Here is a 19,676-nt window from a genome sequence, read left to right as displayed (position 1 = left end):
CTTGCTGATGCACATCGAGCGAAGCAAAGGCCGTAACAGGTTTGGGCTGAAAAGGGTGTGCAGCAGTTGCAGTTTCTCCACGGGGGTATAGCTCAGCTGGGAGAGCGCTTGCATGGCATGCAAGAGGTCAGCGGTTCGATCCCGCTTACCTCCACCAAGGCGAGCTGCAACAGGCAAGTGCAAGCAGAAGTTTTCTAGGTTTGACCCTATCGTCTAGAGGCCTAGGACATCACCCTTTCACGGTGAGTACCGGGGTTCGAATCCCCGTAGGGTCGCCAACCGCACGGAGCGGTAGTTCAGTTGGTTAGAATACCGGCCTGTCACGCCGGGGGTCGCGGGTTCGAGCCCCGTCCGCTCCGCCATTATCAAGAAAATTCAAAAACCGCAACGCGTTTAGCTTGCGGTTTTTTGTTTTGTGCGTTTTGTGTGCGGGGCGCCGCTTCACCGGGTCAGCCCGTACACCCACAATCCCAGCCACTCATGCAGTGCAGTCTGCCAGCGCAACAGGCTGTGGGCGAGCGAGTATTCGGTGAGCGGGGTCGATGCGCCGGTCCTGAAGTCCACCGGGTACGGCGTCACGTTGCAGCCCACCGCCTTAAACTCCGCCATCGAGCGTGGCATGTGCCAAGCAGAAGTCACCAACAACCACGGCTCTTGGCACCGATCGCCCAGCAGCTTGGCCACTTGCTGGGCGTTTTCGCGGGTATTGCGCGAGTTGCCTTCGAGCTGCACCCGCGCCATGTCCAGCCCTTGTGCTTGGTAGAACGCTCGCGCCAGATCGGATTCGCTTACGCCCGTGGTCAGCAGCCGACCCTCTCCACCCGAAAACACCAGTTCTAACCCCGGATGCTGGCGCATCAAACCCACCGGCACCGTCATGCGCTCGGCCGCTTCACCCAAGGGCACTTGGCCGTGCTTGACAAAGCTGTCGGGGTGGCCCACCGCACCGCCGAGCACAATCAGGCCCACGTGGCGATCGATGGCATCGGCAGCGGGCACGGCGTAGCGGTTTTCCAGAGGGCGCAGCAACGCGTCCGGGATGGCGCGAAACCCGAGCAGGCCCAGCACCACCAAGCCACTCCAAAGCATGATCAGGGCCGGTCGGCGCCAGCGCGTCAAAATCAGCAGCGCCAGCGCCCACCACAGGGCCAGCCAAAACATGGGCTGCGTGATGGCCGACAACAAATTGGATAAAACAAACACGTTGTCACCCCTTCCTAAACAAGTTGAGCGCCGATGACGCGACGCCAAAAATTCTGTGCTTCACGGCATGCCTCATGTGGTGTTCCTTTGACAGCGTTCATCCGGGATGCGACACTTGGCAGGCCCTCGGTATCCTGTCCCACCACCCCACATGCAACAAGAGGAAAGTCTATGCCCAATCCGATCCTGAGTCGACGGCAGATCGTGCTGTTGCTGTCCCTTGTTCCCCTATCAAAGCCCCAAGCGCAGGGGTTGTCTGCAGCAGATGCCAGTGCGGGTCTGCGCGCAGCTTTGGAGCGCGGCGCCGAGTCGGCGGTGCGCTTGCTGGGGCGGCCCGATGGCTTTCTGGGCAACCCCAAAGTTCGGATACCCCTTCCGGGAGCGCTGCAGGACCTTGCTGAACTGTTGCGGCGCATGGGGCAGGGCGGTCGCGTGGACGCACTTGAAACGGCGATGAACCGGGCGGCTGAGCAAGCCACTCCGGAAGCGCGCAATCTTTTGCTGCAGGCCATACGCACCATGACCATCGACGACGCGAGGCGAATCCTGACAGGTGGCGATACCGCCGCCACGAATTTTTTCTCCGAGCGCACCCGCACCCCCCTGAGCACCCGGTTCCTGCCGATTGTGACGCGTGCCACAGAGCGGGTCGAGCTGGCGCAGAGATACAACGACGTCGCAGGCCGTGCGGCCCGATTGGGTCTGCTCAGGCCACAAGAGGCGAATCTGCAGCAATACGTGACCGATCGGGCGTTAGATGGTATTTATCTCACGATAGGCGAAGAAGAGCGCAAGATACGCCAAGACCCAGTGGCCACGGGGAGTCAGATCCTGCAGCGCGTGTTTGGAGGTTTGCGTTGAAGCTGACCGATCCGCAGGCCGGCGCATCCGCGATGGCATCACGACCAAAGCCTGGACCACGCAAGAGGGCCAGACCCGCAGCGGTGCGCGCATCGACAAAAAGTACCTGCACAAGCTGCTGCGCAACCGCATCTACTTGGGCGAGTTGTCACTCAAGGGCAGTTGGTACCTCGGCGCGCACCCGGCCATCATCGACCCCGGTCTGTGGGGGCGGGTACACGAGGTGCTGGCCCGCGATGGCCACACCCGCTCGGTCGAGACCAAGATCCGTGCGCGCAGCGACGCCTTGCTGCGCGGCTTGCTCTACGCCCCTTCGGGTGAGCGCATGTACCCGACCTACTCGCGCAAGAGCGGGCGCACCTACCGCTACTACGTGTCCAAGTCCGAGAGCCGCTTTGGCGCACCGGGCAAGGGCTACGAGCGCCTGCCTGCGCCGGAGCTTGAGGCGGCGGTGCTGGCCCAGATCCGCACCGTGCTCTCCAGCCCGGAGGCCGTGGCTGCGGTGCTGCGCCAGGTGCAGCAGAACAAGCCCGACACCCAGATCGACGAGGCCCGCATCGTGATGGCGCTGGCTGGGCTCAACGATGTGTGGGAGCAGTTGTACGCCATCGAGCAGCACCGCCTGGCCAACCTGATGATCGAGCGCATCGACCTCGTCCACGTCGGCGCGGTGCAGGGCATACAGGTGAAGTGGCGCGAGTTGGGCTGGCGGGCGCTGATCGAGGAGTTCGCCCCCGGCAGCATCGGGGCCGAACTGCTGGAGGTGCAGGCATGATGCAAGATTCGATGCCAAAGTTTGTGCCGCTGGGGCTGCGCCGCCGGGGCAAGCGGCCGCAGGGCAGCGAGGCGCGCAGTGGCCACAACCTGACCTTGCTCGACGGTGTGGCGCGCGGCTTTTACTGGCAGCACCTGCTCGACAGCGGCGCGATGCACAGCGGCTCGGACATTGCCCGGGCCGAAGGGCTGCACCACTCGGTGGTCAATGAACTGCTGCGCCTGACCTTGCTGGCGCCTGACCTGATCGAGCGCTTCATGGCCGGCCAGCAGCCGCCGCAGTTGGCGCTGATCTGGTTTCAGCGCAACCCGCTGCCGCTGGATTGGGCGGCGCAGCGCCAGATGCTGCAAGGCTTTGAGGAGCGGGCATGAGCAGAAAGCACCGGGGCCGGTTTCAGGGTGAGCCGGTCACTTACCCAATACCCAGCCCAGCCGGTGGCGTGCGACTGGAGACTTTCGTGCCTTGGACGCTGGTTAAGCGCGGGGTCAAGCAGCAAATCATCACGCCCTTGGATGCGCCGCAGGCCTTCCAGCACGAAGCCCGGCGCGAGCGCCAGCTGCGCCAGAGGGTGCCAAACACCCCCTTGATGCGGGCGCTGGGCCTGGCGCACCATTGGCAGCGGCTGCTGGATGATGGGCGGTTTGCTTCGGTGTCCGAGATCGCGCAGGCCGAGGGCATCGACCCCACGCAGGTGCGCCGCCTGCTGCGCCTGACCCTGCTGGCACCGCAGGTGATCGAGCAGTTGGTGCAGTCGCCCAACAGGGCGCTGGAGCACGTGCTGCGCCGCCCTTGGCACAGCGGGTGGGATGAGCAGATGCGGGGGCTTGCACTGGCCGCAGCGCCCGACCCTGCTGGCGCCCGACCTGATCTATGATGCCTTGCAGAGCCGCCTTCACCGCTTTGTTGGCTCCAGCCTCCACACCAAGAAACGTGAATCCTCCCCCATTAACCCCCAGCGCCCTGCACGACATCTGGCAATACCGGCCTGCTCCGATGGCTCGCCCGGCCTGCCTTGCCGTTTTCCGGTGGAATCGCTGGCTCACATAGCCCAGTTGATCGACCAAGACGGCATGAAAATGTTCAGCTTGGCCGGCAAGACCTTTGTCGATGCGATCAGCCATCCAGACAACGCCGCAGCTGAGACGCAGGCGCGCATGATTGCCGTCGAGCCCGTCATGGTCGGCATCCCCATGGTGGATCTGCACCTGGCGGCGGCCGCCGAAGACATTGCATGGCGCAACGGCATCGAAGTGCCCGCATGGGCGCTCGACCCCAAGCGATTTGCCCCAGAGCCGCAGTTTTTTGGGCGCAACACAAAAATGCAGCAATTCAACGTCGAATACACGCCAGAATCCTGGCGCAGACGCAATCTCTTTTTTGGTGAGGTCGTGCTCTGGACCCATCGCTGGGGCGAGACGCTGGAGCAGCGCATGCTCAAAATCCAAAGTGGTGCATTGCTTTGAGCGCCCAGAAGCCGAGAATTGCCGCGCTGCCAGCAGGCCAGAGCCATGTTGTGAGATGGCGCGCTTGCTGCAAGGCGCGCACTGCTGAGTGCGGGCGCTCACCCATCGCTGCGTCAAGTGCCGTGTCAAGTGCCGCAAAGTTGCTTTAAGATGGTGTCTGAGTTGCGCCCCTGCACCTTCGGGATGTGGCGCACGCAAGCGCCAACACATTGATTCCGTTGGAATTCTGTTTTGCAAACAGCCTGACCACGGATACCGGGTCTCACAACAGCAGGATCAAAACATGAACCACGGACGCACAGGCATGTCGATGGCCACGGCGGTTGCCGATTTGGGTCTCATGATTGGCAGCGTCATGGATGCGCGCCATGAGGCCAACACCCAGCGCCGCCTTCAGCGCTATGAGCAGGTGCAAGACCAATTGCTAGCAAAAATCAAATCGCAGCAGGCGGATATCGAAGCGCAGCGGTCAGGTATCGAGTCGCTGCAGGAATTGTGCGCGATGCGCGCAAAAAACCTCGCCACTGCCGAGCACGTCATAGCCAAATACAAGGAGGAGGTGATGCCGGAGTGGGAGCGGGTTGCTGGCTCCTTAAAGGGCAAGATGGAGGCTGCCCGTGCTGAAAACCAGGTGCTCAATGGCACTTTGGCGCAGGCGCAAGCCGATTTAGCGCAAGCGAAAACCGATTTTGCGCAGGCGCAAAGCCAGCTTGCCGTGCTTGGCAAAGACTTGACTCAGGCGCGAGAGCAAGAGCAGGCTGCCAAGCGGGTGTATTACGACGCACGCAATCAGGTCGAGGGCCTGGAGCAAGAGGTGCAGCGCAAGAGCCGATCAATCGACACCTTCCAGGCTTGGCACGCGGCCAACCTGACGCTGCGCTGCGCGCTGGAGATGCAGTTGCTGCGTGCCGATCCAGAAAACCCGCTGCTGCACGACCAGGAGTTGCGCAACCGCGTGCGCCGTGCGGGCGAGACCTCCATCAACATGTCGATACCGGGCCAGGGGATGGATCCCTTTGATGTGGCGCGTGAGGCGGGCCTGAGCTTTAGCGTGCCGGGACGCCCCAGCGGGGTGCAAGTGCTCGCCGAGTTGGCGCTCACCGAGGTGTATATGCGGCGGCTGGCGTTTTTGCATGCAGACCAGAAAGATGGGGCCTGGAGCGCACTGCAAAAGGTGCAAATCGGGCAAGGATCGATGACGGCGGCGCAAGACTTGCTGCGCGAGATGGAGCCGCAGAGTCCTTTGCTGCACCCGAGCACGATGCAGCAGGTGCGCGACATGGCGATGGACGAGTTCCAAAACCAGCAGCGTGCGCGAAGATCCCAAAAGGGCCCGTCGGCGGCCTGGTCGGCGGCGGTGTCTGCCTCGCAACCCTTGTGCCAGCGAGCGGTCAAGGGCTTGGAGTTGATCATTCAAAGGGCCTCTGAGGCACAAAGCGATGCAGCATGAGCCGCATTCTTTGCCTGGACCTTGATGGCGTCTTGCACCCGGCAGACTGCCGCGTGCTGCTGGATTTTTCTGCTCCTGGCTGGCAGTTGGCCACGCAGGCGCGCACCCAGGGCTTGTTGCGCTGGTTGCCAGAACTGGAGGTGGCACTTGCCGGGTCGGATGCAAAAATCCTGGTGCATTCCACTTGGCGGCGCCGCGCCAGCGATCAGGCCCTGCGCGAGTTGCTGGGGCCGGAACTGGCGCCACGGGTGATCAGCACCGACAGGTGGATTTCCCCGCAGGAGCGTGAGTCGCTCTCTCATGCGGCCTACATCGACTTGGCTCTCAACACCTGGCAGGAGGTCGAGGGCTGGAAGATCGAGTCGGTGTGCGTGCTCGATGACCGGCCTTCCATGTTTCAAGAGGACGCGCATCTGTTGGCCTCGTGGAATCCGCAGTTCATCTGGACCAACCCCGCTCTGGGCGTGTCGGATGCGGGTACACAAGATGCCCTGTCGCAGTGGACGATCGCGCCTGTGATGGGGTGGCAAGCAGCGCCACCGGATGAGCCACAAGCTTGAGCTTGCACCGGCTGGGTATGCTGGTGGGGCAAGCTCCACAGCTTGGCGGGCAGCCGTCGTGGGCTTCGTCGGTGCTGCTTGGTGGCAGGCCTTCGTGGAAAGGCACTGGCTCACCGCGCTTGCTTTCCTGCACAGCCCCGGCCATAATCTCGGGCAGCGCCGCAACGTTCCAAGGCTGCGGCACCCTGTCCCACAGCGCCTAACCTGCGGTTCAACTCGGACGTGCCTTCGGCACGCCGGTTAACCTCAACGTTAGGCGTCATTGATGGCACTTGAGGTTACGCCCATGGAAAACGACAGAACGCTGGACTCTCTCCTCGACGAGTATTTGCTTGAGACCAAGCCGGAGCTCTGGCACGCCCGTCCCGTTCTCAGCCAAAGTCAGTGGGCTGTATTCAACGGGCTTGTTAGCCGCCTTGAAGACGATGATCATGTGGTTCTTGCTGGCTGCGCATTGTCGGCATTCTTCGACCCAACGAGGCATCAGGCTGGACACACCCACGATGTCAAGAAGATGAGCGCACTTTTTGCCATCGCGCATGGTCGAAACAAGATCGAAACTAAGCCGCTCTTGTTTATCACTGATGAAGAATCCGATGCGTCCGGTGCAACCGACTTCCTCGATCTGAGGGGCGCGCCAATGCTCCGATTCGAACCACTTGTTTCGCCAGAGGAGTTTGTTGAGAAGTCCGTTTCGCGTTTGGGCATCTCTCGGAATTACTCAGGAGACCGGCAACCCATAAATCTAATAGAGCGCAATGTCGCCTTTCAGATTAGTGCTATGACTCCACATATCTGCTTACATGAACCTGAATCCGTGACCCCGCACCAAAAATACTGCTGATTCCCTATTGAAATCAACATTCTAGACCCCAAGTGGGCTTCACCCTGAAGGTGAAGCCCCCATGCCCGATTTTGTCATCAAACAACTGCCCTACGACTTGAGCCAGCACGCTGGCTTGGCCCTGATTGGCAAGTACCTCAAGCGCATCAACCTCAACGCCTTGGTAGATCCCGCTTACCCCGTGCGCAGCGGCATCGCCAATAGCGACATCCTCAAGAGTTACTTGGGCCTGCTGTGCTTGGGCAAGAACGATTTTGATGCTATTGAAGGCCAGCGCCAAGACGCTTTCTTCACCCGCGCCTTGGGCTTGCGATCGGTGCCCTCGTCGCCCACCCTGCGCCAGCGCTTGGACACCCACGCGCCAGCTTGGTTTGACTTGATCGATGACATCAACACCGCGGTTTTGAGCCTCAAGCTCGAGGGCCAGCCCATCGACTTCGGGGCGCTGCCCTGTGCTTATGTGCCACTGGACATCGACACCTTCGCCATGGACCAAAGCGGCACGGCCAAGGAGCATGTGGGGCGCACCTATGCGGGAGTGGACGGCTACTGCCCGCTGGTGGCCTACTTGGGCACCCAAGGCTTTTGCCTGGAGTTTGCCCTGCGCCCGGGCACCCAGCACTCGGCCAGCGAGACCGAATACAACATCGAGCGGCTGCTGCCGCTGGCGGCCAAAGTCACGGCAGCGGCCCAGCCGCCCTTGCTGCTGCGGGCCGACTCGGGCTTTGATTCGGCCAAGCTGATGTGTGCCATCGCCCGACAAGCCAAAGCCCTGCAGCGCGAGGTCGCGTGGCTCATCAAGTGGAACCCGCGCAGCACGCCGGTAGAGACCATCGCCCAGGCACGGGTAGCCGATGCCAACACCGCTTGGACGGTATTGCGCCCCGGTAAACGCCAGTGCCTGTGGGAGCAAAGCGTGGCCATCAGAGACGGTAACGAGAGCCTCAAAGCACGCCGCGTGTACCGCCTGACCGAGCGCACCGTTGACAAACGGGGCCAGCAGATGCTGTTGCCCGAGTATGTGCTGGAAGGCTGGAGCACCACCTTGCCTGAGTCGTTCACGCCCGAGCAGGTCATTGCCTTGTACGCCGAGCACGGCACGCATGAGCAGTTTCACTCGGAGTTCAAAACCGACATGGATCTGACCCGGCTGCCCTCGGGCAAGTTCGACACCAACTACGTGGTGTGCGCGCTGGCGGCCGTGGCGATGAACCTGCTGCGCTTGGTTGGCCAGCACACGCTGCACGGGCCCGATGCACCGGTGCGCCACAGCGCGCAGCGCCGTCGCATCCGCACGGTGATACAGGAGTTGATGTTCAAGGCCGCCCGCATGGTGGACCATGCCCGCCAGTGGGTGTTGGGCTTGGGGGCCAACGACAGGGCCTTTGCGGTGTTTGAGCGCCACTGGCGCGCGCTTGACGCGCTGTAGCGGCCAAGCGCAAAGCCCCAGCCGCTGCCGACCAGCACCCGAAGAAAGATCAGCCAATTGGGAGGCTCCCAAGGATGGGGGCTGCGCGCTTGCAGGCAAAAACACCCATACGGCCTTGTTCAACGCATCCGTTCCCATGCTTTGATAGCGCATGGGCGCGCAAACACGCTCGGCTTGGGCCAAATTTGAGAAATCCAGAGCGGAATTCATGTCTAAAAGCGGATTCGGCTTGGGTTAGAGTTTGGCTGCTAATGGGGTCACGGATTCAGGATGAAGTCGCAGTTCACCGAATGATTCCAGAGTACGTGCACTCCTTTAACATCGAACTAGTCGAATCCATAAGAAGCCTCGGGCCCGTAGACATAGTGATTCACAGTCAAGACTCCAACAGACCCTTGCTGTGCGTTGAAGTTGACGGACAAACTCACAATAATCCGCAACGTCAGTTGAAAGACAAACGCAAGACGGCGCTTTTGCGAGACATTGGCTTGCCGGTGCTGCGCATTCTTCCTTCAGACATTCGACTCTGGCAGAAAAGCTGGAGCAAAGAATTCCAATTGTATTCCAAAATACTCTGTAGCTGGGCGAGCAGAATTTCTGAGGGAGTGAACGAGTGGCGAACGGAGAATATTGAAGAACATCACTTCGAACAAAAAGTTGTAAGACTCCGCGAGCAGTTAACTAGAACCATCTTTGACACTGATTACCATAGCCTAACGCCGGAGCAACGGTTGAGAATTGACCGTTCCAACTTAATCACCGATTTACTCGAGGACAAGTACTATTCAGATCTTGTGAGAGCAGGCCCACCGCCGCTTGTCCAACCTGATGAATTTAGCGACTTAACTGAGCCACCGCCACGACTAGCGCGGCATGTTGGCAGAGTACGCATAAGCGGCTCCGCTTTGACGGGTGTAGTCGCTGAGTCGATGTTACGACTTAATGGAGTATCCATAAACCTGCGGTCCGCGACTTTCTTTCTAAGCCATCCCTACCTAACCGAAGTGGAGTCCAATAAGCAAGTTACTAACCTCGCTCTACGTCACTTGTATTGGCAGGCGGATCAGAACGTCGCAGCGCATCGCCCATGACGCCTCTCAAGAAACACTGAAGTTGCTCATAGATAATAATTTTTGGTTATGAATAACGGCTGTTTCTTCGGCGCGATTTTCGGCAGGATGCCGATTACCCCGCCAACCTGCGGTTCAACTCGGACGTGCCTTCGGCACGCCGGTTAACCTCAACGTTAGGTAGTACAACAACAGTCCATTACACATCGTGAATCCTCAACTGTTCTTCGACCGAGTGGCTAGCGAACTGATGTCAGGCCCTCCGCACCCTGGCCTCTGGGCCCGGGCGTATGCGCTTACGGACGGAGACTTGGCAAGGGCCAGAGCGCGCTACATAATCTTACGAGTACAACAGATCGAAGTTGAATTCTTGGCAGAAATTGAGGCGCGGCGGCAGGACGATTCGAACGGAAAATCAGTAAGCACTTCCAGTCCGAAATCAGCACCTGATCGCAGTGGTTGGCCATACTTGAACGAAGATGAATGCGTAGTCGAGCTCGCCCGTTATGGCCGAACCGTCAGCAAGACAGGAAAGTCATCTTGGCTCGTAACCACGAGTAACTGTACAAATGAAGAATACGTATCGTCGATATATGATTTTCAACGAATTATTGCTCAACTTTGGCGCGGGGAATATCCATCCAATGCTGCGTAACTTGGCGCTCAAGCTGACCTGCGCTGTCAACACCAAACGGGTATTGGCCTGCTGCTTTGCCATTTGGGTGCGGCTCGGGCATACCGCGTATGCCTTCATCCACAGCCCCGGCCATAATCTCCGGCAGCGCCGCAGCGTTCCAAGGCCGCAGCACCCTTCCCCACAGCGCCTAACCTGCGGTTCAACTCGGACGGGCCTTCGGCACGCCGGTTAACCTCGACGATAGGCCGCACTTGCCACGCCATGGACTATCGAACAGCACTGGAAATTGCGCGCAGGAACCCAGGCTTCACCGTCCGTTCAGGAACAGACGGCGGATACTTGGTGTATCGGCCCGATGGGACGCTGCACTTACCCTCCCATGCCGACATTATCAAGCCTCAATCCGGAGAATCGGATCTGCAGGAGCGGTTGGACGGAGTCCTCACGAAGCTCGCGAATGCACAGACCGTTATCGCCGCGCTGAGGAATCAGGTTCACCATATTGGCGTACAACTCAACGGCGAACGAGCCAGTCGTGCTATAGAGCGAAAGACCACTGATGACGAAAGACCTGAATCCGTGACCCCGCACCAAAAATACTGCTGATTCCCTATTGAAATCAACATTCTAGACCCCAAGTGGGCTTCACCCTGAAGGTGAAGCCCCCATGCCCGATTTTGTCATCAAACAACTGCCCTACGACTTGAGCCAGCACGCTGGCTTGGCCCTGATTGGCAAGTACCTCAAGCGCATCAATCTCAACGCCTTGGTCGACCCCGCTTACCCCGTGCGCAGCGGCATCGCCAATAGCGACATCCTCAAGAGCTACCTGGGCCTGCTGTGTCTGGGCAAGAACGATTTTGATGCCATCGAAGGCCAGCGCCAAGACACTTTCTTCACCCGCGCCTTGGGCTTGCGATCGGTGCCCTCGTCGCCCACCCTGCGCCAGCGCTTGGACACCCACGCGCCAGCTTGGTTTGACTTGATCGATGACATCAACACCGCGGTTTTGAGCCTCAAGCTCGAGGGCCAGCCCATCGACTTCGGGGCGCTGCCCTGTGCTTATGTGCCACTGGACATCGACACCTTCGCCATGGACCAAAGCGGCACGGCCAAGGAGCATGTGGGGCGCACCTATGCGGGAGTGGACGGCTACTGCCCGCTGGTGGCCTACTTGGGCACCCAAGGCTTTTGCCTGGAGTTTGCCCTGCGCCCGGGCACCCAGCACTCGGCCAGCGAGACCGAATACAACATCGAGCGGCTGCTGCCGCTGGCGGCCAAAGTCACGGCAGCGGCCCAGCCGCCCTTGCTGCTGCGGGCCGACTCGGGCTTTGATTCGGCCAAGCTGATGTGTGCCATCGCCCGACAAGCCAAAGCCCTGCAGCGCGAGGTCGCGTGGCTCATCAAGTGGAACCCGCGCAGCACGCCGGTAGAGACCATCGCCCAGGCACGGGTAGCCGATGCCAACACCGCTTGGACGGTATTGCGCCCCGGTAAACGCCAGTGCCTGTGGGAGCAAAGCGTGGCCATCAGAGACGGTAACGAGAGCCTCAAAGCACGCCGCGTGTACCGCCTGACCGAGCGCACCGTTGACAAACGGGGCCAGCAGATGCTGTTGCCCGAGTATGTGCTGGAAGGCTGGAGCACCACCTTGCCTGAGTCGTTCACGCCCGAGCAGGTCATTGCCTTGTACGCCGAGCACGGCACGCATGAGCAGTTTCACTCGGAGTTCAAAACCGACATGGATCTGACCCGGCTGCCCTCGGGCAAGTTCGACACCAACTACGTGGTGTGCGCGCTGGCGGCCGTGGCGATGAACCTGCTGCGCTTGGTTGGCCAGCACACGCTGCACGGGCCCGATGCACCGGTGCGCCACAGCGCGCAGCGCCGTCGCATCCGCACGGTGATACAGGAGTTGATGTTCAAGGCCGCCCGCATGGTGGACCATGCCCGCCAGTGGGTGTTGGGCTTGGGGGCCAACGACAGGGCCTTTGCGGTGTTTGAGCGCCACTGGCGCGCGCTTGACGCGCTGTAGCGGCCAAGCGCAAAGCCCCAGCCGCTGCCGACCAGCACCCGAAGAAAGATCAGCCAATTGGGAGGCTCCCAAGGATGGGGGCTGCGCGCTTGCAGGCAAAAACACCCATACGGCCTTGTTCAACGCATCCGTTCCCATGCTTTGATAGCGCATGGGCGCGCAAACACGCTCGGCTTGGGCCAAATTTGAGAAATCCAGAGCGGAATTCATGTCTAAAAGCGGATTCGGCTTGGGTTAGAGTTTGGCTGCTAATGGGGTCACGGATTCAGGGAAAGAGAAAGCCTCAAGACGCGTATTCAACAACTTGAAGCACGGATACTCAAAGTTAGTGTCGAGGAGTGGGATCGCATTAAGGCTGTCGATGAGAAGGTGCAAGCAGAGCGCGCAAGCGCACTAAAGACGCAGCGTCTCGTTTCTAGCTGCTCCTGCCGTGGCGAGGTCGAGAGTTGCGCCCGCTGCTCGGGCAGTGGCTGGTACACGACGGATGGATATGGAAATCTCGTGTAGAGCGCAGGTGCCGCTCACCTCAAACGTTAGGCGTCACGAAATGTCCACCTCACTTTGGCTCGGCCTCTTGGATGATGAAGTCTTGGTCTTTGATCCAACACTACAACTGCCTGACTGCCCGCACGTCTTTCTTTGGTCCGAAAGTCGTGGGATGCAGCGCTTCATCCCAGTCATCTTGCGTACGAAGATTAGGACACTGCGAGACGGCGGGCAGCGGGAGACCACCATAGCGGCGTTTGAGACTTGGAAGCTCCGCGAGGACATTGAAAGGTGGCTTGGTGGACAACGCAATTACTATCGGAAGCGCCGCAAGAAGGAAGTAGTAGAGGCAGGCCGTCGGCAGGCGTACGCACATCAGGAAATGCTGTCACGGGCGAATGGAAAGTTCTCAGAGAACTCCAACGAATTGGAGGACCAGCGTCGCAGAATGGAGGAGGATGAATACGAGGCCCGACTTCAGCAGGAAAACTTTTCTGGTCGATATGGTAATAGTGGCAGCTTCAACAATGCGCCAAGTAACTATGCTGATGATCATCCCATTGACGGGGCAGGTCCGTTCCCAGACGACTTCTACCTGAATCCTTGACCTCGCCCCCAAAACCAGTCTCATTTCCGCTCCGCTGGCCTGCTACTCGGCCATCTCGACGCTGCTCGGATACACCGCGCTTGCCTTCCTGCAAGGCCCCCACCATAATCTCCGGCAACGCCGCAGCGTTCCAAGGCTACAGCACCCTGTCCCACAGCGCCGATCAGGCGGTTCAACTGGAACATGCCCTTAGATCGCCCGTGATGTGGCAGCCAAGCAACGGCCCCCAAAGGACTCCACCCGGCTAGGGTGACAGGGGTAGCCCTCCACATCCCCGAATCCGAATCCGAATCCGAAGTCGAGTTCAGGGCCATCCGTGCGCAAGGCTCGCCCAGCCGAGAGATCAACAAGGCCGTGGCCATATCCCTTCTGCACGATCTCATCGAGCGCGCCGCACACGTGCCCAAGCCCCGAATATTGATGTAGCCAAAACCTGCGCAGATCCCCGAGCTTGCCTTCAAGCGCTTGCGCGAGGCTTTTTGTCAGAGCTTGCTTGCACCCCAAGGTGCTCGATCACCACGGGCGGGCGGTTCGGGAACTGGGTCACGAGCTCGAGATTGCCACCCATGCCTTGCACGTACTGGCGCAGGGTTGACAGCAGCATGTCGCTGCGTTTTTCCAGGCGCGAGATGGTGTCTTGCCCCACACCCAGCGTGGCGGCCAGTTGCTGCTTGGTTTGCTCGGCCGCCAAGCGCAGATCTTTGAGCGTGGCCAACTCCATCGCTCGCGCTTGCACCCGTTGCTGGCGCTCTTTGGGCAGCGCGGCGATCACGTCATCGAGTTTTCTTGCCATCATGGGGCTCCTTGCTCTGCTGGCGGATCGATGACCATCTGCCGACCGGCCTCCCGAGCTCATGAGCATTGGAGATGGCTGCGGCGGGTTGCAATGAACGGGATGCATCAGACTTTCCGCTTCAACCGCTCCACTTCTGTGACGAAAGCAGGGGTCAGTTGCGCAATCAGGGTCTCGATGTCGCGCACCTGATGTTGAACCGTCAGCACCGCGACGCCCTGCGGCACAAGGTCATATATGACGAAGTGCTGCCGCGCAGGAACCATCAGAAACGGCGCCGAACGGTGCTGCCGCAAGCGGCCCTGCTCCGGGTTGGCGGCAGCAACGCCCATGGCCGCGTACAGATCGGCGAGGTACTGGTCGGCAACGTCTTGGCCCCATTCACGTCGCGACCGCGTGTGGATGCGGCGCAAATCCAGCGCCGCATTGCGGGTCAGCAGGAACGTGGCGGGTGATGGCACGTCATTGCCAGCCATCGGCTTCCTTGCGCTCGAGTGCTGCCATGTCGGTCTTGAAGTCGCCGCTGGACGCAAAGACGCGGCCTGCCGCCAAGTCTCGGTATCCGGCGAGAATGGCGTCCTGCACAAACTGGCCGTCACGCCGTTCCATGTCGCGGCGGATCAGGTCGCGCACGTATTCGCTGGGTGTTTCGTAAAGACCCGCCTCGCCGACCATTCGGCCCACGAATTCAGCCAAGGGTTGCGACAGACGGGCGTTGATGCGGTCGGACATGGGGGCCTCACGGAGCGATCAGATAGGGGCATTGTCGCACCAGTGACGGCATCTGTCGCAACGATTGCGCACACAGAAGACAAGCGACTGTACGGGCACCTGATTTCGCCAAATTCGCGCTACGCCTCGACGCGATACCCCATCGCCCGGTAGCTTCGTTGCCGTTTGTCCCACATCCGAAGCAACGCTGGGTGGCCGGTTCGGCGCAGGCCAAGAAAGTTGTCGCCTGAATCATGCCGCCGCCTCTCGTGCAAGGCGCTTTCAGATTTCAGATCTCGACTGGAGAATATCTGCCCGCCACAACTCACCCCTTGCAAGCCATTGATTTTTAACGATCAGGCCTCGCGAGTACTCGCGAGGCTGGTAGAGAAAAACAGAGAATTCTCCGTTTTCAGGGCGGCTTTTCAGGGGATTTTGGGGGGGTTTTGGACGCCGGGAAGTCTTCGGCCAAGGCTCGTAAGCACTTGAAATTATTGGGAAAATATCAAAAAAAATCCCAGCCGGATAAGGGCTGGGATTGGGGGTGAGTGGTGGTGGAACGCGGAACCGAACCCGCGTCCGTCATCTGAACCAGATTCGAAAGCGGCCCCATTGTAGGTGCCCACCTGTACGAAACGAGCAGCTCGGAAATCCGGCCGATCAATGCTGAGCCAGCTCGGACAACCATAAACACACCCACTCACACATTCTTGGACGCCTTGACCACCCGCCTCGGCCGGACGCCACTTGCCTTAGTCCCATTTTGGGACTATACTTCGAACTATGCGAGTGATTGCCGTGTCTACCCTTCGCGCCTTCTGGGAGCGCTACCCCGACGCCGAGCAGCCGCTGAAGGCTTGGTACGAGGAGGCCACCAGTGCGAGCTGGAGCCAGCCCGCCGACATCAAGGCGCAGTACCGCAGCGCCAGCGTGCTGAAGAACCGTCGCGTGGTCTTCAACATCAAAGGCAATGACTACCGGCTGATCGTGGCCATTGCGTACAAGTTGCAGATCGTTTACGTGAAGTTCGTCGGCACCCACAAAGAGTACGGCGCAGTGGACGCAGAAACCATCGATTCGGCCTGACCGGCCACGGAGGAAAACATGGACATCCGCCCCATCCACACCGAAGCAGACTACAAGGCCACGCTCAAAGAGATCTCGGCCTTGATGGATTCCGACCCCGATCTGGGTACGCCAGAGGGTGATCGCCTGGACATCCTGGCCACGCTGGTGCAAGCCTACGAGGCCAAGCAAGTGCCCATCACCGCGCCAGATCCGGTGGATGCCATCAAATTCCGCATGGATCAGAGCGGTCTGTCTATCAAAGATCTTGAGCCCATCATAGGCAAGAGCAACCGCGTTTACGAAGTCCTGAACCGCAAGCGCCCGCTGACGCTGGCCATGATCCGCAGACTGCACAAGAGCCTGGGCATCCCGGCCGATGTGCTGATTGCGCAGACGGCTCCAGGGTGATCATCGAACACTGAGCTTGACTTCTACGGTGAACAGCGTTGTCCTGGGGTCATCTGTTCAGGAGCAAAAGATGCACTACCCCGTGATGACCGAAAAGCATGTGGCCGACCGCTGGCAAGTCAGTCTCAAGACGCTGCGGCGCTGGCGGCTCGATGGCGAAGGGCCGGTCTGGCACAAGTTGTTCCGCCACGTCCGATACCACGAAGCAGACGTCCTCGAGTTCGAGCACAGCAGCGCGCAGCATCTGATGACACTGCTCGGCATCAAACGGGACTTCAAGCCGGAAGTGCCAGAAGCGGCGCAGGGCCTCGATGCCAAGGCTGAAGACAACTACTTCACCGCCAAAGAAATTGCCGAAGCAGCATCGCTACCCATCCACCTGTTCCGCGATCAGGCCGAGCGCAATCGCAAACGCGTTCCCCACCTGATGCTGGTGGGCAACCTCCGGTTTTCACTGCCAGCGATCCAGGAATGGGAGACGGCCAACAGCGTGGTTGGCGGCACCGCCACAGCCGTCAGCGATGAAGCCGAGAGCCCGGCAGCACCTTTAGAGCCAGCCAAACGCTGGCACGAACTCGTCAGGGAGCAGGACGGCGCACGGTTCGATTCCGCGCCGTCGTCTTGAGCAGATGTTGCTGATTGCGTTCCTATATTTCGTCCATATATTGTTTTTGACGAATAAAAGGAACATACTCCAGCCATGCTCCCTGACACCCATACCCAGCGCGTCCTCGGCCTGGCCAGCCAGAAGGGGCTGCTGCGTGCCAGCGATCTGGACGCCATCGATGCGCCCCGGGTCGTCCTGACGCGTCTGACGGCCGCTGGTTTGCTGGAGAAAATTGGGCGTGGTCTGTACCGCCTGCCGGGCTCTCAGTGGTCTGAACACGAAAGTCTGGTGACCGTCGCCACCAAGGTGCCGCAAGCCGTGTTCTGCCTGCTCACGGCGCTGCAGTTCCACGAGCTCACAACCCAATTGCCGCGCCAGGTCTGGATCGCCATGCCGCGCGGCAGCCATGCCCCACGGTTCGACTACCCGCCGATCAAGATGGTGCAGTTCACGGGTGCAGCCTACACGGCGGGCATCGATGAAGTTGAACGCGATGGCGTCACGCTGCGGGTGTACGGCGTGGCCAAGACCCTGGCGGACTGCTTCAAGCACCGCAACAAGATCGGCCTGGACGTGGCGCTGGAGGCACTGAAGGACGTCCGGGCCCGCAACAAGGCATCGGTCGATGACATCTGGCGCAACGCCAAGGTCTGCCGCGTGGCCAACGTGATGCGGCCCTATCTGGAGAGCATCGGATGAACCCCGCCAATCCCAACGTCGCTGCGTCCGTCCGTGCGCGCCTGCTCAACGTTGCCAAAACGCAGGGTGTCGATTTCAATCAGGTGCTGGTGCGCTTTGCGCTGGAACGCATCCTCTACCGCCTGACCCAATCGCAGCACGCCGATCGTTTTCTGCTCAAGGGCGCGCTGCTGTTCACGCTCTGGTACGACATGCCGCACCGGGCCACGCGCGATGCCGATCTGCTCGGCTTCGGCGCGAGCGATTTGGCATCGGTTGCCGAAACTTTCCGTGACATCGCCGCCGTGGCTGTTGACGACGGCATTGCATTCGATCCGGCCTCGGTCACGGTGGATGAGATCCGCAAGGAAGCCGGCTACGGCGGCGTGCGCGTGTTCATCGCAGGCGAACTGGCCAAGGCGCGCTGCAAGACGCAGATCGACGTTGGCTTCGGCGATGCCGTCACACCCGCACCGGTGGATTCGGTCTATCCGGTCCTGCTGGATGATCTGCCCGCACCCCGGCTGCGAGCCTACCCGACGTACACGGTCATCGCGGAAAAACTCCACGCCATCGCCCTGCTGGGCATGAGCAACAGCCGCCTGAAGGACTACTTCGATCTGTCGGTGCTGCTGGAGCGAGAAACCCTGGACACCGATTTGCTGGCCCAAGCGATCAAAGCCACCTTCGAGCGGCGCGGCATGTCCGTGCCCAATGCGGTGCCGCTTGGGCTGACGGACGAGTTCGCGCACAATTCCTCGCGGCAGGCGCTGTGGCTGGCGTTTCTCAAGAAGAACGAGCTTCCCCCCAAGCCCCTGCCTGCCATCGTGGATCGGTTGCGATCTGCCTTGGCCCCTGCGTTGAACCGAGCCGCTCTTTGAACACCGCCTTGTAAAGCAGCGGATCAGGGCGGCAATGACGAGGCTGCAAGACAATGCCTCACAGCCAAGGAAATCGCCGAGGCGGCATCGCTGTCGACCCACCTTTTCCGCGATCAGGCCAAACGCAACAGCAAGCGCGTGCCGCACCTGATGCTGGTCGGCAATCTGCGCTTCTCGCTGCAGGCGATTCTGGCTTGGGAGATCGCCAACAGTGTGCGTGGCAAGGCCGCTGCAGCAGCCGTCGAGCCAGTCGAGCGTCCGGCGCCCTCGGCACCAGCCAAGCGCTGGTACGAACTGGTCAGGGAACGGGACAAAGGTCGATTCGCCTGCGCGCCGTAGCCTGGCACGACTGGCAATCTATCGCATCCAGTGGTATGATTTAATAAATGGACAGAGTTTTCCGTACCCGCACATTCACCCGCTGGATGCGCAAGACAGGTCTGACTGATGCGGGCCTGCGCGATGCAGTGAGAGAGATGGTTCAGGGACTCGTGGACGCAGACTTGGGTGGCCATCTATTGAAAATAGCGCATTGCGCTGGCGGGCCAAGGCAAGCGTGGCGGTTCCAGAACCATCGTAGCGACCAAGCGCGCGGGACTGTGGTTCTTTCTCTACGGGTTCGAGAAGAACGAGCGTGCCAACGTCAACGAAGATGAATTGAAGGCGCTCCAAGAGGTGGTAACGGTGTTGCTGAAGTTTGATGACCGCCAACTGGAAAACGCTCTGGCGGTGGGTGAAATTGAAGAGGTATGCCATGACAACGACCAAACGCAAAAGCCGCATCCTGAATGAGGTGCACGAAACCGCATGCGGGCTGCATGGCGCTGGGCTCATCAGCAAGCGGCGCATGGGCGAGTTTGATGCCCTGTGCCATCTCGGCGTCCACGAGCTGGTGCCGCAGCAAATCAGAGCGCTGCGCGAACAAGCGCACCTGAGCCAGTCGGTGTTTGCCGCGGTGCTCAACACCAGTGTGTCCACGGTGCAAAAGTGGGAGGCAGGTGACAAGAAGCCGAGTGGCACGTCCCTCAAACTCCTCAACCTCATCGAGCGCAAGGGGCTGCAAGCGGTGCAGCAGGAGGTGGTGGCCGCGTTCGATTCGTGAACATGGCC

Annotated in this window: 25 protein-coding genes, 3 tRNA genes and 1 pseudogene; 25 read left to right on the top strand and 4 right to left on the bottom strand. The window is 60.3% G+C overall.

Going from position 1 to position 19,676, the window contains the following annotated elements; genetic code table 11:
* Positions 1-81: 81 nt before the first annotated feature.
* The 3 genes from SRAA_RS07385 (at position 82) to SRAA_RS07375 (ending at position 362) form a co-directional block, all read left to right on the top strand.
* A tRNA-Ala gene (locus SRAA_RS07385) sits at positions 82-157 on the top strand.
* Between the two features lie 45 nt (positions 158-202).
* Positions 203-278, top strand: a tRNA-Glu gene (locus SRAA_RS07380).
* Positions 279-285: 7 nt separating this feature from the next.
* Positions 286-362 (top strand) — tRNA-Asp (locus SRAA_RS07375).
* Between the two features lie 79 nt (positions 363-441).
* Here the strand turns inward: SRAA_RS07375 and SRAA_RS07370 are convergent.
* Complete coding sequence (locus tag SRAA_RS07370; RefSeq protein ID WP_144318732.1) at positions 442-1,203, bottom strand: YdcF family protein; 762 nt, start codon at positions 1,201-1,203, stop codon at positions 442-444.
* A 171-nt stretch (positions 1,204-1,374) separates the two neighbouring features.
* On the opposite strand from SRAA_RS07370, the gene SRAA_RS07365 reads away from it, so the two are divergent.
* The 13 genes and pseudogenes from SRAA_RS07365 to SRAA_RS07310 all read left to right on the top strand — a co-directional run bounded on the left by SRAA_RS07365 (position 1,375) and on the right by SRAA_RS07310 (position 13,420).
* Complete coding sequence (locus SRAA_RS07365) at positions 1,375-2,064, top strand: DUF4197 domain-containing protein (protein ID WP_045531808.1); 690 nt, start codon at positions 1,375-1,377, stop codon at positions 2,062-2,064.
* Between the two features lie 28 nt (positions 2,065-2,092).
* A pseudogene (locus SRAA_RS07360) lies at positions 2,093-2,839 on the top strand (recombinase zinc beta ribbon domain-containing protein); the annotation flags it as partial.
* Positions 2,839-3,210, top strand: a complete 372-nt coding sequence (locus tag SRAA_RS07355) for a hypothetical protein (RefSeq protein ID WP_045533505.1) — start codon at positions 2,839-2,841, stop codon at positions 3,208-3,210. The pseudogene SRAA_RS07360 and the gene SRAA_RS07355, both read left to right, overlap by 1 nt.
* Positions 3,207-3,713: a hypothetical protein gene (locus tag SRAA_RS07350; RefSeq protein WP_045531806.1), complete on the top strand. Its 507-nt coding sequence runs from the start codon at positions 3,207-3,209 to the stop codon at positions 3,711-3,713. The genes SRAA_RS07355 and SRAA_RS07350 overlap by 4 nt, the downstream gene beginning before the upstream one ends.
* A complete protein-coding gene (locus SRAA_RS07345; RefSeq protein ID WP_144318731.1) occupies positions 3,664-4,302 on the top strand; it encodes a hypothetical protein in 639 nt (212 codons plus the stop codon). Before SRAA_RS07350 ends, SRAA_RS07345 begins: the two co-directional genes overlap by 50 nt.
* Before the next feature lie 283 nt (positions 4,303-4,585).
* Positions 4,586-5,752, top strand: coding sequence for a hypothetical protein (locus SRAA_RS07340; RefSeq protein WP_144318730.1), 1,167 nt, complete (start codon positions 4,586-4,588; stop codon positions 5,750-5,752).
* A complete protein-coding gene (locus tag SRAA_RS07335) occupies positions 5,749-6,312 on the top strand; it encodes an HAD domain-containing protein (protein WP_045531800.1) in 564 nt (187 codons plus the stop codon). Before SRAA_RS07340 ends, SRAA_RS07335 begins: the two co-directional genes overlap by 4 nt.
* A 286-nt stretch (positions 6,313-6,598) precedes the next feature.
* Positions 6,599-7,156 carry a hypothetical protein gene (locus tag SRAA_RS07330; protein WP_144318729.1) on the top strand — a complete coding sequence of 186 codons (558 nt, stop codon included), beginning with the start codon at positions 6,599-6,601 and terminating at the stop codon, positions 7,154-7,156.
* A 61-nt stretch (positions 7,157-7,217) separates the two neighbouring features.
* Positions 7,218-8,585 carry an IS1380 family transposase gene (locus SRAA_RS07325; RefSeq protein ID WP_045531796.1) on the top strand — a complete coding sequence of 456 codons (1,368 nt, stop codon included), beginning with the start codon at positions 7,218-7,220 and terminating at the stop codon, positions 8,583-8,585.
* Between the two features lie 395 nt (positions 8,586-8,980).
* Positions 8,981-9,676: a PDDEXK family nuclease gene (locus SRAA_RS12605; RefSeq protein WP_231849268.1), complete on the top strand. Its 696-nt coding sequence runs from the start codon at positions 8,981-8,983 to the stop codon at positions 9,674-9,676.
* Positions 9,677-10,553: 877 nt separating this feature from the next.
* Positions 10,554-10,898: a hypothetical protein gene (locus SRAA_RS12490; protein WP_144318727.1), complete on the top strand. Its 345-nt coding sequence runs from the start codon at positions 10,554-10,556 to the stop codon at positions 10,896-10,898.
* Positions 10,899-10,959: 61 nt separating this feature from the next.
* Positions 10,960-12,327, top strand: coding sequence for an IS1380 family transposase (locus SRAA_RS07315; RefSeq protein ID WP_045530335.1), 1,368 nt, complete (start codon positions 10,960-10,962; stop codon positions 12,325-12,327).
* Positions 12,328-12,874: 547 nt separating this feature from the next.
* Positions 12,875-13,420, top strand: a complete 546-nt coding sequence (locus SRAA_RS07310; protein WP_144318726.1) for a hypothetical protein — start codon at positions 12,875-12,877, stop codon at positions 13,418-13,420.
* Positions 13,421-13,877: 457 nt separating this feature from the next.
* Here the strand turns inward: SRAA_RS07310 and SRAA_RS07305 are convergent, their stop codons facing one another.
* From SRAA_RS07305 to SRAA_RS07295, 3 genes are all read right to left on the bottom strand, one after another.
* Complete coding sequence (locus SRAA_RS07305; RefSeq protein ID WP_045533503.1) at positions 13,878-14,213, bottom strand: helix-turn-helix domain-containing protein; 336 nt, start codon at positions 14,211-14,213, stop codon at positions 13,878-13,880.
* A gap of 107 nt (positions 14,214-14,320) precedes the next feature.
* Positions 14,321-14,689 carry a type II toxin-antitoxin system RelE/ParE family toxin gene (locus SRAA_RS07300; RefSeq protein ID WP_045531790.1) on the bottom strand — a complete coding sequence of 123 codons (369 nt, stop codon included), beginning with the start codon at positions 14,687-14,689 and terminating at the stop codon, positions 14,321-14,323.
* Complete coding sequence (locus SRAA_RS07295; RefSeq protein ID WP_045531788.1) at positions 14,676-14,945, bottom strand: ribbon-helix-helix domain-containing protein; 270 nt, start codon at positions 14,943-14,945, stop codon at positions 14,676-14,678. The genes SRAA_RS07300 and SRAA_RS07295 overlap by 14 nt, the downstream gene beginning before the upstream one ends.
* 762 nt (positions 14,946-15,707) lie before the next feature.
* Here SRAA_RS07295 and SRAA_RS07290 point away from each other — a divergent pair.
* The 9 genes from SRAA_RS07290 (at position 15,708) to SRAA_RS07260 (ending at position 19,668) form a co-directional block, all read left to right on the top strand.
* A complete protein-coding gene (locus SRAA_RS07290) occupies positions 15,708-16,010 on the top strand; it encodes a type II toxin-antitoxin system HigB family toxin (protein ID WP_045531786.1) in 303 nt (100 codons plus the stop codon).
* Positions 16,011-16,028: 18 nt separating this feature from the next.
* Complete coding sequence (locus SRAA_RS07285; protein WP_045531784.1) at positions 16,029-16,400, top strand: helix-turn-helix domain-containing protein; 372 nt, start codon at positions 16,029-16,031, stop codon at positions 16,398-16,400.
* Between the two features lie 70 nt (positions 16,401-16,470).
* On the top strand, positions 16,471-17,025 hold the full coding sequence (locus SRAA_RS07280) for a helix-turn-helix domain-containing protein (RefSeq protein WP_231849267.1): 555 nt from the start codon (positions 16,471-16,473) through the stop codon (positions 17,023-17,025).
* Positions 17,026-17,100: 75 nt separating this feature from the next.
* Entirely contained in the window at positions 17,101-17,706 is a 606-nt protein-coding gene (locus SRAA_RS07275) for a type IV toxin-antitoxin system AbiEi family antitoxin domain-containing protein (RefSeq protein ID WP_045531782.1), read from the top strand.
* Complete coding sequence (locus SRAA_RS07270; RefSeq protein WP_045531780.1) at positions 17,703-18,566, top strand: nucleotidyl transferase AbiEii/AbiGii toxin family protein; 864 nt, start codon at positions 17,703-17,705, stop codon at positions 18,564-18,566. Before SRAA_RS07275 ends, SRAA_RS07270 begins: the two co-directional genes overlap by 4 nt.
* A gap of 138 nt (positions 18,567-18,704) precedes the next feature.
* Positions 18,705-18,905, top strand: coding sequence for a hypothetical protein (locus SRAA_RS07265; protein ID WP_045531779.1), 201 nt, complete (start codon positions 18,705-18,707; stop codon positions 18,903-18,905).
* A gap of 47 nt (positions 18,906-18,952) precedes the next feature.
* The gene (locus SRAA_RS12790) at positions 18,953-19,222 is read left to right on the top strand and encodes a type II toxin-antitoxin system RelE/ParE family toxin (protein ID WP_338056356.1); all 270 of its coding nucleotides are present in this window, start codon (positions 18,953-18,955) and stop codon (positions 19,220-19,222) included.
* Complete coding sequence (locus tag SRAA_RS12785; protein WP_338056384.1) at positions 19,104-19,358, top strand: type II toxin-antitoxin system RelE/ParE family toxin; 255 nt, start codon at positions 19,104-19,106, stop codon at positions 19,356-19,358. The genes SRAA_RS12790 and SRAA_RS12785 overlap by 119 nt, the downstream gene beginning before the upstream one ends.
* A complete protein-coding gene (locus SRAA_RS07260; RefSeq protein WP_045531778.1) occupies positions 19,321-19,668 on the top strand; it encodes a helix-turn-helix domain-containing protein in 348 nt (115 codons plus the stop codon). Before SRAA_RS12785 ends, SRAA_RS07260 begins: the two co-directional genes overlap by 38 nt.
* The last annotated feature ends 8 nt before the right edge of the window (positions 19,669-19,676 follow it).

The sequence above is a fragment of the Serpentinimonas raichei genome (genome assembly GCF_000828895.1).
GTDB classification, from domain to species: domain Bacteria; phylum Pseudomonadota; class Gammaproteobacteria; order Burkholderiales; family Burkholderiaceae_C; genus Serpentinimonas; species Serpentinimonas raichei.
The sequence above is the reverse complement of the archived record's forward strand: the minus strand, read 5'-3'. Positions and strand labels throughout refer to the sequence as shown.